This window comes from Terrabacter sp. 2RAF25, from assembly GCF_052115265.1.
Classification (GTDB): domain Bacteria; phylum Actinomycetota; class Actinomycetes; order Actinomycetales; family Dermatophilaceae; genus Terrabacter.
Genome location: NZ_JBFRGJ010000001.1, coordinates 557,452 through 570,614, shown reverse-complemented (window position 1 = coordinate 570,614; position 13,163 = coordinate 557,452). Strand labels below are relative to the sequence as shown.

The window sequence follows — 13,163 nt, the reverse complement described above, 5'->3', positions numbered from 1 at the left end:
TCTGACCTGCGAAGACGCCCTCCGGCCCGAAGAGTGCACAACTCTTGTGCAAACGAACTGTGCAAAGGTATTGTGCACACTATGGCTGCACAGGAACGCACCGCACCCACCCCCCAACCCTCGTCCTCCGGCGCGGGGGCTCCCGACCCCGACAACCTCTGGCTCACGGCCGAGAGCCTGCGGGTGCTCGCCCATCCCCTGCGATCACGCCTCCTCGGGGCCCTGCGCCGGCACGGTCCGTCGACCGCCACCCACCTGGCGACCCTGCTGGGCACCAACTCGGGCGCCACCAGCTACCACCTGCGCAAGCTCGAGTCCGTCGGCCTCGTCCACGACACCGAGGAGGGTGAGGGCAAGCGCCGCCTCTGGCAGGCCAGCTCGGAGTACCACTCGTGGCACCCCAGCGACTTCGAGGGCGACGAGGACTCCGAGACCGCCCTCAACTGGCTCACGCGTGACTACGCGCGCCACTTCAGCGAGCAGTACGACAAGTGGCTCGACGTCTCCACGACCTGGCCCACCGCGTGGCAGGACGCCTGCGGCTCGAGCGATGCCTCGGTGCTCGTCGACGCCGAGTCCCTCGAGGCCATGCGCGAGGAGATGTGGCAGCTCATCGAGCGCTACCGACGCGTCGGGCAGGGCAACCCCCAGGCCCGGCGCATCGCCGTCTACGCCTTCGCCTACCCCCTCGACCTCGACCGTCCACCGACAACCGGAGCACGACGATGAGCCACCCGACCGGCCGCGAGGCCGCCCCGAAGCCGTATGCCGTCCTCTCCCCCGCCGCGGCCCGCCGCGTCTTCCTCGCGCTGACCTTCACGCGCTGGTTCCCCGTCGGCCTGGTCGTCGGGCTGCTCACGCTGTGGCAGCTCGAGCGTGGACTCACCATCGCCCAGGCGATGACCGTGTCGTCGGCAGCCGGCCTCACGATCTTCGCCCTCGAGCTGCCCACGAGCGGCTTCGCCGACGCGTTCGGCCGCCGGCCGGTCTTCGTCGTGTCGGCCGTCGTCAACGTCGTCGCCAGCCTCGTGCTGCTTCTCGCGCACGCGTTCTGGATGTTCCTGGCGGCCGCGGTGCTCACCGGCATCTTCCGGGCGCTGGACTCCGGGCCGCTCGAGGCGTGGTTCGTCGACACCGTGCACGCCTCCGACCCCGGCGCCGACGTCGACGGGTCGCTGGCCGCGCAGGGCACCGTGCTCGGCGGCGGCATCGCCACCGGAGCCCTCCTGTCCGGCGCCCTCGTCTGGTGGCACCCGTTCGACGGCGCGTCGGCGCTCGTGCTGCCCGTGGCGGTCTTCGTGGCCCTCAACGTCGTCCACCTGCTCGCGGTCCTCGTGCTGCTCCGCGAGCCCCGGGCCGCCGAGCACGTCGACTCCTCGGGCGTCCGTCGCGCCCTCGCCTCGGCCAAGGAGTCACCGGTCGTCGTGCGCGAGGGCCTCGGGATGCTCCGCACCAACGCAGCGCTGCGCGGAATCGTCTGCGTGGAGATCTTCTGGTCGGTGGGCATGCTCGTGTTCGAGACCTTCCAGCCGATCAGGCTCGCCGAGCTCGTCGGCGGCGAGGAGCGCGCCGGCGCCATCATGGGCCCCGTCGCCGCCGCCGGCTGGGGCGTGTTCGCCCTGGGCGCCGCCCTGTCCGGGTGGACGAGCAGGCGCGTCGGCGTGGCCCGCACCGCGATCCTCGCGCGCATCCTCAACGGTCTCGGCGCCGTCGTCATGGGTCTCGTGGCCGGCCCGGCTGCGCTCATCGCCGCCTACGGCGTCACCTACCTGCTCCACGGGTCTGCGGGTCCCGCCCACTCTGCGCTGCTGCACCGCGAGGCCAAGGCCCGCAACCGGGCGACCGTCCTGTCGATCAACTCGATGGTGGCGTCGGTGGCGTTCGGCGTCTCGGCCCCGCTCTTCGGCCTGCTCGCCGAGCGCGCGTCGACGCAGGTGGCGATGGTGTGCGCGGGCGCGTTCAGCGTGCTCGGGGCCTGGTTCTACCGCAGCGCCCGGCGAGCAGAGAAGGCACGCGCCACCGCGACGATCTCGACGCCGGAGGTCACACCGGCGGCGACGTGATCTCGTCGAGCTCGACGAGGTCCTCGGCCGTCGGCTCCCACAACCCGGCACGCACGTTCTCGACGACCTGCTCGGGACGCGTCGCGCCGGCGATGACGGAGGCGACGGCCGGCTGGGCCGCCAGCCCGCCGATGGCGACGTCGATGGGGCGCAGGTCGCGCTGGACGGCATACGCCTCGAGGCGCTCGATGGTGTCCCAGTCGGCGGCCGCGAGCCGGTCGGGCAGCCCTGCGAGCCGCGTGCCGGTCGGCGCCGACTCGCCACGGCGGTACTTCCCGGTCAGCAGCCCCGAGGCGAGCGGGAAGAACGGCAGCAGGCCGACCCCGACGTGCTCGCAGGCCGGCACGAGCTCGTCCTCGACGTCGCGCTCGAGCAGCGAGTACTCGTTCTGGGCGGAGACGAACCGGGCCGAGCCCTCGGCGCGCGCCGTCCAGTCCGCGTCGACGACCTGCCAGCCGGTGAAGTTGCTGCTGCCGATGTAGCGGACCTTGCCCTCCCTGACGAGCTCGTCGAGAGCCGCGAGCGTCTCGTCGATCGGCGTCCGGGGGTCGGGCCGGTGCAGCTGGTAGAGGTCGATCCAGTCGGTGCCGAGCCGGCGCAGGCTCGCCTCGACGGCCTTGCGGATGTAGCGGCGGGAGCCGCGCACGCCCCAGTCGGGGCCGTTGCTGCCCTGCATGTCCATGCCGAACTTCGTTGCCACGACGACGTGCTCACGCTCAGACCCGAGGGCCAGACCGAGCATCTCCTCGCTGGCGCCCTGACCGTAGATGTCGGCCGTGTCGAACAGCGTGATGCCGCTGTCGATCGCCTGCCGCACGACCGCGTTGGTGCCGTCCTGGTCGACGCGTCGACCGAAGTTGTTGCAGCCGATGCCGACCGTGGAGACGGTCAGCCCGCTGTCGCCGAGCTGCCGGTAGGTCATGTCAGGAGTCGTCACCCGCCCAACCTATGCCCCGGCCCGCGGGCTCGTGAGCACGCCCGCACGCGCGAGCGCCGGCCGCCTGCGGGTGCAGGGGGCGGCGCTCGCGTGGTCGGACCGGTCAGCTCGGCTGCACGAAGACGGCCACGGTGCGCGCGGGCACGGAGAACGTGCCGCTGCCGGCGTCGTAGGCCGCCTGCTTGACGACTCTGTCTGCGCCCCCGGCCTGCACCGGGCTGAGGGCCACTGACCCGGTGAGACCGGGCACCTTCTGCGTGATCGTGCTCGGCGTCGCGTTGAACACGACGACGAGGCCGCGCAGCGCCGGGTCGACGTCGGCACCCTTGGTGTCGTCGACCCGCATGACGATCACTCCCTGCTTCGCGTCCGCAGTGCCAGAGACCGGGAAGCTCACCTTGGTGTTGATCGCATCAGCGTTCCCGAGACGGAACAGCTTGGTGCTGAAGCGAAGTCGCAGCAGGTCCTGGGCCATCGCGTCGGCTGCGCGCACGTCGGCCGGGGCCGGCTTGAGCGCGCTGTTGGCGAGCAGCGGCTTCATGTACGGCCACTTCGCGGAGTTCTGCTCCTGCGGCGGGAGGCCGTGCCCGAAGCCGTTGTCGGCCCCGGTCCAGTCGAGCCGGTTGAACCAGTCTCCGCTGTCGTAGGAGTCGCGGTTGAGCGACTTGCTGCGGAGCAGGTCGGCACCGGCGTGCCAGAACGACGGGGTCTGCGCGAGTGCGGTCGTCGCGAGCGACAACGTGTTCATCCGCACCCGGTCCCGCATCGACGTCGCGACGGGCAGCTTGTAGGTGAGCGAGTCGAAGAGCGTCTCGTTGTCGTGGGCGTCGACGTAGCTGACGACTTCGTCGGGCTGGTCTGCGTAGCCGGCCGGCGAGCCGTTGTAGTCGACCTGCGTGCCGTTCACCGCCTGACCGCTCTTCTGGCTGCTGAAGGTGAACGTCTTGAGGTTGCCCGCGAGCCCGAGCTGGACGAGGTCGGTGTCATGGGCGAGCCGACCGGCGGCGTCGGCGTTGACAGGCTTTCCGTCCTTGTCGACGGCGCCGTTGTCGTCGGTGGCCTCGCCCGAGCCGAAGCCCTGCCTGCGGGGGTCCTCGTCGAACGGACCGCCGCCGCGGACCGCGTCGCGGAGCCGGTCGGAGAAGGTGCCGATGCCGGTGCCGCCGAGCTGGCCCTGCGTCGCCTGGACGAACAGCGCGTTGTCGGCGACCTCGCCGAAGTTCCAGCCCTCGCCGTAGAGGTAGATCGCCTTGCCGTCCACGCCGTCCTTGGACGGGGTGAGGGCATCGAGGGCGGCACGCACCGCGAGCATGTTCGCCCTGCTGTGGTGGCCCATCAGGTCGAAGCGGAAGCCGTCGACCTTGTAGTTGCGCGCCCACGAGACGACGGAGTCGACCATGAGCTTCTCGGCCAGCGCGTGCTCGGTGGCGACGTTCTGGCAGCACGTGGACGTCTCGACCGCGCCGCGCGCGTTGAGCCGCTGGTAGTAGCCGGGCACGACCTTGTCGAGCACCGACTTGTCGGCCTGGCCCGAGGCGTTCGTGTGGTTGAAGACCTGGTCGAGCACGACGCGCAGGCCGTCCTGGTGCAGCGCCCCGACCATGGTGCGGAACTCGGCGACACGCGCGCCGCCGTCAGCAGCCTTGGCGCTCGACGCGTACGAGCCGTCGGGCACGTTGTAGTGGAACGGGTCGTAGCCCCAGTTGAAGGCATCCTTCGACGCGACGGCGCTGGTGCACTTCTGCTGCTCCTCGCTGTCCGGCGCGAAGGAGGCGAGGTCGCACTTCGGGGTCTCCTGCTTCGCGCGGTCCTCCTCGATCGAGGCGATGTCGAAGGTCGGGAGCAGGTGGACCGTGTTGAGCCCGGCCTTCGCGAGGGCCTTGAGGTGCGCACGTCCGTCACCGTCGGCAGCGAACGCCAGGTAGCTGCCGCGTATGCCGGCCGCCACCTTCGCGTCGGAGGCCGAGTAGTCGCGCACGTGCAGCTCGTAGATGGTCGAGTCGACCGCCTGCTTCAGGGTGGGCGCACTGGTGGTGCGCCACGCCGAAGGCATGAACGCGGGGTCGCGCAGGTCGACGGCGACGGACCGGGTCGAGTTCGGTGTCAGCGCAACGGAGCCGGGGTCGGTGACGAGGTTGGACTCGACCTTGCCCGTCGTCGGGGCGTAGACCTTCACCTCGTAGAGGTAGCGGGCGTTGCGGGCCGAGCCGTCCAGCGAGGCCGACCAGGAGCCGTCCGTCGCTCGCGCCATCGCGGTGCGTCTGGCCGTGCTCGCGGGCTGGTCGGCGCTGCCGGCGGGCCAGGTCAGCAGGCTGACCGACTGGGCGGTGGGCGCCCAGAGCGAGAAGCCGACCCGACCGGCGCCCGAGAAGCTCGGCCCGTAGCTGCGGCCCCGTGCCGATGCGGCATACAGGGCGTCGAGCGCGATGGCGGTCTGGGCACCGGTGGCGTCGAGCAGGCGACCCGTCGTGTCGTACATGCCGACGGCCACCTGACCCTTGAGGATCTCGGGCAGCCGGCGCGCGGTGGCCTTGTCCGTCCGCAGGGCCACGGCACCCTTGAGCTCGGGGTGGGCGGCGACGAGTGATGCGGGCAGGCCGGCCGGGTCGCGGGTCAGGGTCGCGACGGACCCGCCCGTGACGGCCTCTGCGTCGACGGCGAGGCCGCCGTCCGCCGACCAGTGCAGTCGCCAGCGCAGCGTCGCCGGGTCGGTGTCGGGGGGCAGCGCCGAGGCCGGCCACGCCACGAGGTCGGGACCGACGACGAAGGCCTTGGACTTCGCGAGGTCGGGGGCAGCGCCTGCCTTGGACGTCTTGACGCTGACCTCGTGCGTCGAGGCCCGGTAGGTGATCGTCGTGACGACGCCGGCGCTCGGGACCGTGAAGGCGACGTTGGCGGCCGGGTAGGACTCGTCCCACTTTCGGCCGACGGCGACCTTGAACTCGTAGCTGCCGGCCGGGATGCGGTCGGTGCTGAAGGTGTAGGTGCCGTCGCCGTCGGGGTCCTGCAGCCAGGAGCGCATGCAGTCGGGGGCCCAGTCACCGGGACAGCCGAGCTCGCTCTGGAAGCTGCCCGGGGCGGTGAGGATGGCGCCCTGTGCCGTGCTCGTCACCCAGTGGGTGCGGTGGTCGTAGAAGAAGTCGACCGAGCCACCGGGGGCCTTGTAGCCGATGTTGCCGCCGCCGGGTGCGCCACCGACGCCGTAGTTCTCGTCCCACTTCTTGTTGATCGCGGCCTTGTACTCGTAGTCGCCGGCGGGCACGGTCGCCGAGCCCTTCCAGATGTCGTCCTTGGGATCGAGCGTCAGCTGCGCCTGCGCGCACTCGGGCTGCCAGTCGCCGGGGCAGCCCATCTCGGAGTTGTGGCTGCCGGGAACGCTGACGGCGTCGGGCTGGGTGACGGGGCCGACGCCACCGGTGTCGCCGCCGCCCGTCGACGGGGGCTCGCCCACCACGCCGTACGTGGAGGTCGCCGAGACCTTGCCGTTGAGGTCCTTGGCCACCATGCGGTACTCGACGAGCGTGCCCTTGGCCAGGCCGGAGACGTCGTGGAAAACGCGGTAGGGGGCGTTGTCGTCGGTACCGATGGGCGTCCACTGCGTGGCACCGACCGGTCGCTGGAGGAAGGTCACCTCGGCGAACGTGCTGCCATCGAGTGCCGCGCCGATCTCGGCACGGCCACCCACGACGCCGCCGGCGCCCGGCGTGGTCGGGATGATCGTCGGCGCGCTGGGCGAGGACGCCATCGTGTCGTTCGCCCGGTAGACCGCGACCGACAGCGGCGGCACCGTCACGGTCATGCGACCCGAAGCATCGGCGCGAAGGTCACCCCCGGCGCCCAGCAGCGGCACGAACTTGCTTCCCGCAGAGTAGGTCTCGAAGGTCGCCGTCTTGGACGTCGTGGCGTTGTTCGTCGCCACGACGTACTCGCGCTTGGCCGCCTTGTCGATGCGGCTGAACGCGTAGATGCCGGCGGAGTCCGAGGCGTAGCGGTGCACCTGGGCACCGTCGGCGAGCGCGGGGTGCGCCTGGCGCAGCGCCGCGAGCGTGCGGATGTGCTGGTAGAGCGGGACGTTCGTCGAGTAGTGCGCGCCCGTGCCCTGCAAGTCCGGGCTGCCGACGATGACGTCGTCCTTGTAGATGTCGGTGCCCGTGCCGAACATGTCCTGACGGGCGCGCTTGTCGTCGAAGCCGCTCGTCGGGCCGGTGAAGCCCTGCTCGTCGCCGTAGTAGACGACCGGGTTGCCCCGCGAGAGGAACATCAGCGAGTTGGCGAGCTCGGTGCGGGCCAGCAGCGCGTCACCGGTGTAGCCGGCCGAGAGCAGCATCGCGCCGGACCTGCCCATGTCGTGGTTGCCGAGGAAGGTCGGCAGCTCGTAGGCGTTGGAGTCCGTGTCGGTGTAGTAGTCGTCGCCCGCGAAGAGGTCGCGGACGCCGGTGGTCGCCTTGCCCTGCGCGAAGCCGAGGGCCGCGCCCTGGAAACCGAAGTCGAGCGTCGCCGGGAGCTTGCCCCTGGTCGTGAACTGGCTGGTGTAGGCGGGGTTGCCGTCGAAGACCTCGCCGAACATGTTGAAGTCGGGGTTGCCGATCTCCCTGGCGTGCTTGAGGATCGCCGGCGAGAAGGCCTGCCAGAACTCCATGTTCACGTGCTTGACGGTGTCGATGCGGAAGCCGTCGATGCCGAAGTCGACCCACGACTTGTAGATGTCGGCCATGCCCGAGACGACATCGGCACGCTCGGTGAAGAGGTCGTCGAGACCGACGAAGTCGCCGTAGGTCGAGGACTCTCCGGCGAACGTCGAGTCACCGCGGTTGTGGTACATCGTCGGGTCGTTGAGCCAGGCCGGCACCTTGACGGTCTTGTCGGCCTCGGTGCGGAAGACGGGCTTGTAGGGGAACGACGACGCGGCCGACACGGCCGGGAAGCAGTCGGGGTAGGACTTGGCGGTGCCCGCGCACATCGGCTTGCCCGCCACCGCCGTGTCGTCGAACGCCGCGCCACTCGCGTCCTTGTAGGAGGAGGCCTCCTTGGAGACGTAGCCGTGCTGCCCGCCGTCGTAGTCGAGGACGTCGGCGGTGTGGTTGGTGATGATGTCGAAGTAGACCTTCATCCCCTTGGCGTGGGCAGCCGCGATGAGCGCCTTCATGTCGGCGTTCGTGCCGAGGTGCGGGTCGACCTTGGTGAAGTCGGTGACCCAGTAGCCGTGGTAGCCGGCGCTCGCGTCGGAGCCCGAGCCCTGGACCGGACGGTTCTTGAACGACGGGGTCAGCCAGATCGCCGTGGTGCCGAGTCCCTTGATGTAGTCGAGCCGCTGGGAGATGCCCTTGAGGTCGCCGCCGTGGAAGAAGCCGGCGTCGCTCGGGTCGAAGCCGGTCTCGAGACGCGACCCGGTCAGGCCGCCGCGGTCGTTCGAGGAGTCGCCGTTGGCGAAGCGGTCGGCCATGACGAAGTAGAAGCGCTCTCGTGTCGCGAGCTCACGCAGGGAGGATGCGGCCAGCTTCGCGTCGGCCGAGGTCGCGCTGCCCGGCAGGTCGGTGGGGGCGATGCCCACCGCGTGCGTCGTGTCGTCGTAGGTGAAGTGCAGCTTCGCCGCGTGCTGCAGCACGAGCGGCAGGTTGGCGCTGCCCTGACCGTAGCTCTCGGCCCAGTCGTGGTTGATCGCCACCTTGAGCTCGTAGGAGCCTGCGGGGACGGTGAAGTCGGCGGCATACGTCGTGGTGCCGGGCTGCAGCACCAGGTCGGTCGCCGTGCAGTCGGCCGCCCAGTCGGCGTCGCACCCGAGCTCGCTCTGCAGCGAGCCGACGAGTGTCGCGGTGCGCGGCGTCTCGGCCCGGGCGACGGGAGCCCCCGTCAGCGGGACGGCTAGTCCGGCGACGACGAGGGCCGAGATGCTGGCGACGGACAGGGCCGGGCGACGGCGCATGCGCACTCCTTTGTGGGCGGGGTCGCGCACGCCCGCGTCTGGACGCTCGACCACCGTCGGAGAACCTAGCGCCCATTTCGGACATCACGCCAGCCCAGAACTGCAATTTTTTGCATTTGTGCTCAGGATGTTGCGCGATCTTGCTCCCACACGTCACCGGGCACTGGCCGGGGCGGCTGACCCTCAGTCCTCGCGGATGGCCAGCTCGACGACCTCGGCGGTCGGCAGGGCCGCGAGGGCCGCCCCCTCGAGGAGCAGCTTCGCACCTCGCACGCCGGCCCCGACCACCACCGGGCCCGCCTCGGCGACCGCCCGGTCCACGAGCACCGGCCAGTCGGCCGGAAGCCCGACCGGCGTGATCCCGCCCTGCTGCATGCCGGTGAGCTGCTGCGCCTTGGCCTGGTCGGCGAACGAGATCTTGCGCGCGCCCAGGTGCCGCCGCACGACCTTGTTGATGTCGGCGCGGTCGGTGGCGAGCACCATGACTGCCGCGAGGGTGGTCGACTCACCACGCCTGGCCTCGACCACGACGCAGTTGGCGGACGCCTCGGGTGCGATGTCGTAGGCCTCGCAGAACGCCGCGGTGTCGGCGAGGTTCGCGTCGATCGCAGCCACCCGCACCTCGGGCACCAGCCCGAGGGCCGCGGCCACCGGGGGCGCGAGCAGGTCGGGGCGCCCGGTCGCAGGCTCCCAGGTCAGGTTTCCCTCGGCACTCGGCATGACGTCACCGTATGCCGTCACCCGGCGTGACGGCATACGGGAGAGGTGTCAGGTACGGGCCAGCCCGGCGACGACAGTGGCCGCAGGCACCGCACGTGCCGAGCGCCATCCGGTGCCGGCCCAGAGCGCGAGCAGGTCGGGGCGCTCGGCCTTCGCCGAGGCACGCCGCAGCGGGACGGTCAGGTGGTGCACCTCGGGGTAGGCCGCCGGCGCGTCGCCGTCGTGCCTGCGCACGAAGTCGGTCTCGAGGCCGCGGGCCCAGCGTCCGGAGTAGGCGCGGGTCACCGCGGTGCCGGTGTAGGCCGCATCGCCCAGGGCGCGACGGTAGGCCAGGCCGGTGCCCGCCTCGGGAGTCAGGAGCAGGGCCGTGCCGACCTGCACCGCGTCGGCCCCGGCCTTGCGCACCCGCGCCGCCTGCTCGGGGGTGGAGATGCCCCCGGCGGCGACGAGGGGGGCGTCGGTCTCGGCGCGCACGGCGGCCACCAGCTCGACGAGGTCGAGGGCCGACGGCTGCTTGGACGGGTCGAGCGTGCCGCGGTGACCGCCACCGTCGGGACCCTGCAGGCAGAGTGCGTCGACGCCGGCCCCGAGCGCGGCCCGGGCCTCCTCGAGGTCGGTCACGGTGGCCACGGTCTCGGTGCCGGACCGGCGCAGCGCCCCGAGCACGGCCGAGTCGGGCAGCCCGAACGTGAACGAGACGACGGGCACCCGCTCGCGCACGACGAGGTCGACCTTGCGCTCCCAGTCGTCGTCGTCGCCCGGACGCGCCTCGCCCGGCTCGACACCGACCGCCTGTGCGTCGGCGACGAGTCGCTCACGGTAGGCGGCGACGGCAGCCGCGCGGTCGGCGCCGCTGAGACCTCCGGGCGCGACGGCATACGCGTTGGCCTGCTCTGGCACGAACAGGTTGACGCCGAACGGACGCGACGTCGCGTCCCAGACCTCGGCGATCGCCGCCGCGAGCGCCACCGCGGTGAGGTAGCCGCCCGCGAGGAAGCCGAGGCCACCGGCGTCTCCCACGGCGGCGACGAGCTCGGGGGTGGTCGGCCCGCCCGCCATCGGGGCGCCGACGACACCGGTGTCGAGCTCACGCAGCAGCATGGCCTCGACGCTACTCCCGTCAGCGTGGCCGGACGACCCGGCCTTCGTCCCACACCGGCTCGGTCGACTCGTAGACACGGCCGTCGGAGCCGAACACGAGGAACCGGTCGAAGCCGCGCGCGAACCACCGGTCGTGGGTCACCGCGACGACCGTCCCCTCGAACCGGTCGAGGCCCTCCTCGAGCGCCTCCGCGGACTGCAGGTCGAGGTTGTCGGTCGGCTCGTCGAGCAGCAGCATCGTCGCGCCGGACAGCTCCAGCAGCAGGATCTGGAAGCGCGCCTGCTGGCCGCCGGAGAGCGAGTCGAAGCGCTGCTCGCCCGACCGGGCGAGCTCGTAGCGGTCGAGCGCGCGCGCCGCCTCCTCGCGGGGCTTGCCCGCCCGGTGCTCGTCGCCGCGGTGCAGGATCTCGAGCAGGGTGCGACCGAGCAGCGTCGGGTGCTGGTGGGTCTGGGCGAACCACCCCGGACGCACCCGCGACCCGAGCCGCACGACGCCGGTGTGCGCGACGGGGTCGGGCTGCACGTCGCCGACCGGCTGGTGCTCTCGCTCGGGGTCGGTGCCGCCGCTGGCGAGCAGGCGCAGGAAGTGCGACTTGCCCGAGCCGTTGCTGCCGAGGATCGCGACCCGCTCGCCGTACCAGACCTCGAGGTCGAACGGCTTCATCAGGCCGGTCAGCTCGAGGTCCGTCGCGACGATGGCGCGCTTGGCCGTGCGGCCACCCGTCAGCCGCATCTTCACCGACTGCGTCATCGGCGTCTCCTCGGGCGGCCCGGCGAGCTCGAACTTCGCGAGCCTGGTCTGCGCCGCCTGGTAGCGCGAGGCCATCCCGTCGTTGTACTTCGCCTTGACCTTCAGGGTCTGCACCAGGGTCTTGAGCTTGACGTGCTCCTCGTCCCAGCGGCGGCGCAGCTCCTCGAGCCGGGCGTTGCGGTCGGCCCGCGCGGCGGCATACGTCGAGAAGCGCCCCGGGTGCACCCACAAGCTCGCGCCCGCGGCGCCCGGCTCGAGGGTGGCGATGCGGGTGGCCACGCGGTCGAGCAGCTCACGGTCGTGGCTGATGAACAGGACGGTCTTGGGGCTCGCGACGAGCGCCTCCTCGAGCCACCGTTTCGTGGGCACGTCGAGGTAGTTGTCGGGCTCGTCGAGCAGGAGCACCTCCTCCGGGCCGCGGAGCAGCGCCTCGAGAACGAGCCGCTTCTGCTCACCGCCCGAGAGCGTGTTGACCTTGCGCCACTGCGCCTTCTCGTAGGGCACGCCGAGGGCGGCGACGGTGCACTGGTCCCAGAGGGTCTCCTGCTCGTAGCCGCGCGCCTCGCCCCACTCGACGAGGGCGTGGGCGTACGCCATCTGGTCGGCCTCGGAGTCGCGCTCCATCATCGCCAGCTCGGTGCGGTCGATCTCCTCGGCCGCCTCGCGGATGCGGTCCGGCGCGACCGAGACCAGCAGGTCGCGCACGGTCGTGTCGTCGCGGACCTTGCCGATGAACTGGCGCATGACGCCGAGACCGCCGGAACGCGTGACGGCCCCCTCGTGCGCGGCGAGGTCGCCGGCGACGATGCGCGTCAGCGTGGTCTTGCCCGTGCCGTTGGGGCCGATCAGGGCGATCTTGGCGCCCTCACCCACCCGCACCGAGACGTCGTTGAGCAGCGGCCTGCCGTCAGGCAGGCTGAAAGAGACGGAGTTGACGTCGACGTGGCCCACGGGGGTCAAGCCTGACGTATGCCGGCAGGTCGCGTCACGCGGATAACGCCGGGCAGGACGCGCACCCGCCCGTCCCTCACCCCCATGACCACGAGTCGAGCACGGCGCGGAAGACGTCGAGGGACTCCGGGTGGCTCGGGTCGTAGGTGAGCCGGATGGCGAAGGCCTGCTCGGCGTAGGCCGCGACGTAGTAGACGTGGCGCATCTCGTCGGACTGGTCGACGACGATGCCCATCGCGCCGTAGCCGCCGATCTGCCGCTCCGGTGCGGCCATCGGCTTGAACCCCTTGCCCTCGAACCCGCTGCGGAGCCGGTCGACGACCTCCGCGAGCGAGCTCGACCCGATGCGGATCGGTCGCTCGACGGCGATGAAGGCCGGCACGTCGGCGTCGTCGGGTCGGATGAGCGTGTCGGGCGGTGGATCGAGGGTCCGCTCACCCGCGGACCAGCCGACGGGTTGGAGGTAGCTGTAGTCGATGCCCCGCACCCGCTGCTCGGTCAGCGCCGGACGGCTCGACGGGGCCGGTATCTGCTGGATGCGGTGGCCGGCGCTGTCGGTCGTCGGCGCGACCGATGTCGGCAGGTGGACGACCCCGATGTCGGTGGGGGTGGCCGGCGCCAGGGGCGCGGCGTCGTGGGAGCAACCGGCCAGGGCCGAGGCCATGACCAGGCCGAGCGCCGGGAGCAGGGTCGCCGACGTGCTCAGTCGCGCCATCG

Annotated in this window: 8 protein-coding genes; 2 read left to right on the top strand and 6 right to left on the bottom strand. The window is 71.5% G+C overall.

Features of this window, described 5'->3' with window-relative positions:
* The first annotated feature begins 81 nt into the window (after positions 1 to 81).
* Positions 82 to 729: a winged helix-turn-helix domain-containing protein gene (locus AB4091_RS02730; RefSeq protein WP_442290175.1), complete on the top strand. Its 648-nt coding sequence runs from the start codon at positions 82 to 84 to the stop codon at positions 727 to 729.
* Positions 726 to 2,063: an MFS transporter gene (locus AB4091_RS02725; RefSeq protein WP_442290174.1), complete on the top strand. Its 1,338-nt coding sequence runs from the start codon at positions 726 to 728 to the stop codon at positions 2,061 to 2,063. Before AB4091_RS02730 ends, AB4091_RS02725 begins: the two co-directional genes overlap by 4 nt.
* Here the strand turns inward: AB4091_RS02725 and AB4091_RS02720 are convergent.
* From AB4091_RS02720 to AB4091_RS02695, 6 genes are all read right to left on the bottom strand, one after another.
* Positions 2,044 to 2,985: an aldo/keto reductase gene (locus tag AB4091_RS02720; protein WP_442290300.1), complete on the bottom strand. Its 942-nt coding sequence runs from the start codon at positions 2,983 to 2,985 to the stop codon at positions 2,044 to 2,046. The genes AB4091_RS02725 and AB4091_RS02720 overlap by 20 nt on opposite strands.
* Before the next feature lie 118 nt (positions 2,986 to 3,103).
* Entirely contained in the window at positions 3,104 to 8,923 is a 5,820-nt protein-coding gene (gene pulA, locus AB4091_RS02715; RefSeq protein ID WP_442290173.1) for a pullulanase-type alpha-1,6-glucosidase, read from the bottom strand.
* Positions 8,924 to 9,106: 183 nt separating this feature from the next.
* Complete coding sequence (locus tag AB4091_RS02710; RefSeq protein ID WP_442290172.1) at positions 9,107 to 9,643, bottom strand: YbaK/EbsC family protein; 537 nt, start codon at positions 9,641 to 9,643, stop codon at positions 9,107 to 9,109.
* 48 nt (positions 9,644 to 9,691) lie between these two features.
* Positions 9,692 to 10,744, bottom strand: coding sequence for an NAD(P)H-dependent flavin oxidoreductase (locus tag AB4091_RS02705; protein ID WP_442290171.1), 1,053 nt, complete (start codon positions 10,742 to 10,744; stop codon positions 9,692 to 9,694).
* 19 nt (positions 10,745 to 10,763) lie between these two features.
* A complete protein-coding gene (locus AB4091_RS02700) occupies positions 10,764 to 12,446 on the bottom strand; it encodes an ABC-F family ATP-binding cassette domain-containing protein (RefSeq protein ID WP_442290170.1) in 1,683 nt (560 codons plus the stop codon).
* Positions 12,447 to 12,522: 76 nt separating this feature from the next.
* A complete protein-coding gene (locus tag AB4091_RS02695) occupies positions 12,523 to 13,161 on the bottom strand; it encodes a hypothetical protein (protein ID WP_442290169.1) in 639 nt (212 codons plus the stop codon).
* Positions 13,162 to 13,163: the final 2 nt, after the last annotated feature.

Excerpts from the sequence above, each read along its gene's own strand:
- AB4091_RS02730 (WP_442290175.1), top strand. The coding sequence starts at position 82 with ATGGCTGCACAGGAACGCACCGCACCCACCCCCCAACCCTCGTCCTCC.
- AB4091_RS02725 (WP_442290174.1), top strand. The coding sequence starts at position 726 with ATGAGCCACCCGACCGGCCGCGAGGCCGCCCCGAAGCCGTATGCCGTC.
- AB4091_RS02720 (WP_442290300.1), bottom strand. The coding sequence starts at position 2,985 with ATGACCTACCGGCAGCTCGGCGACAGCGGGCTGACCGTCTCCACGGTC.
- pulA (WP_442290173.1), bottom strand. The coding sequence starts at position 8,923 with ATGCGCCGTCGCCCGGCCCTGTCCGTCGCCAGCATCTCGGCCCTCGTC.
- AB4091_RS02710 (WP_442290172.1), bottom strand. The coding sequence starts at position 9,643 with ATGCCGAGTGCCGAGGGAAACCTGACCTGGGAGCCTGCGACCGGGCGC.
- AB4091_RS02705 (WP_442290171.1), bottom strand. The coding sequence starts at position 10,744 with ATGCTGCTGCGTGAGCTCGACACCGGTGTCGTCGGCGCCCCGATGGCG.
- AB4091_RS02695 (WP_442290169.1), bottom strand. The coding sequence starts at position 13,161 with ATGGCGCGACTGAGCACGTCGGCGACCCTGCTCCCGGCGCTCGGCCTG.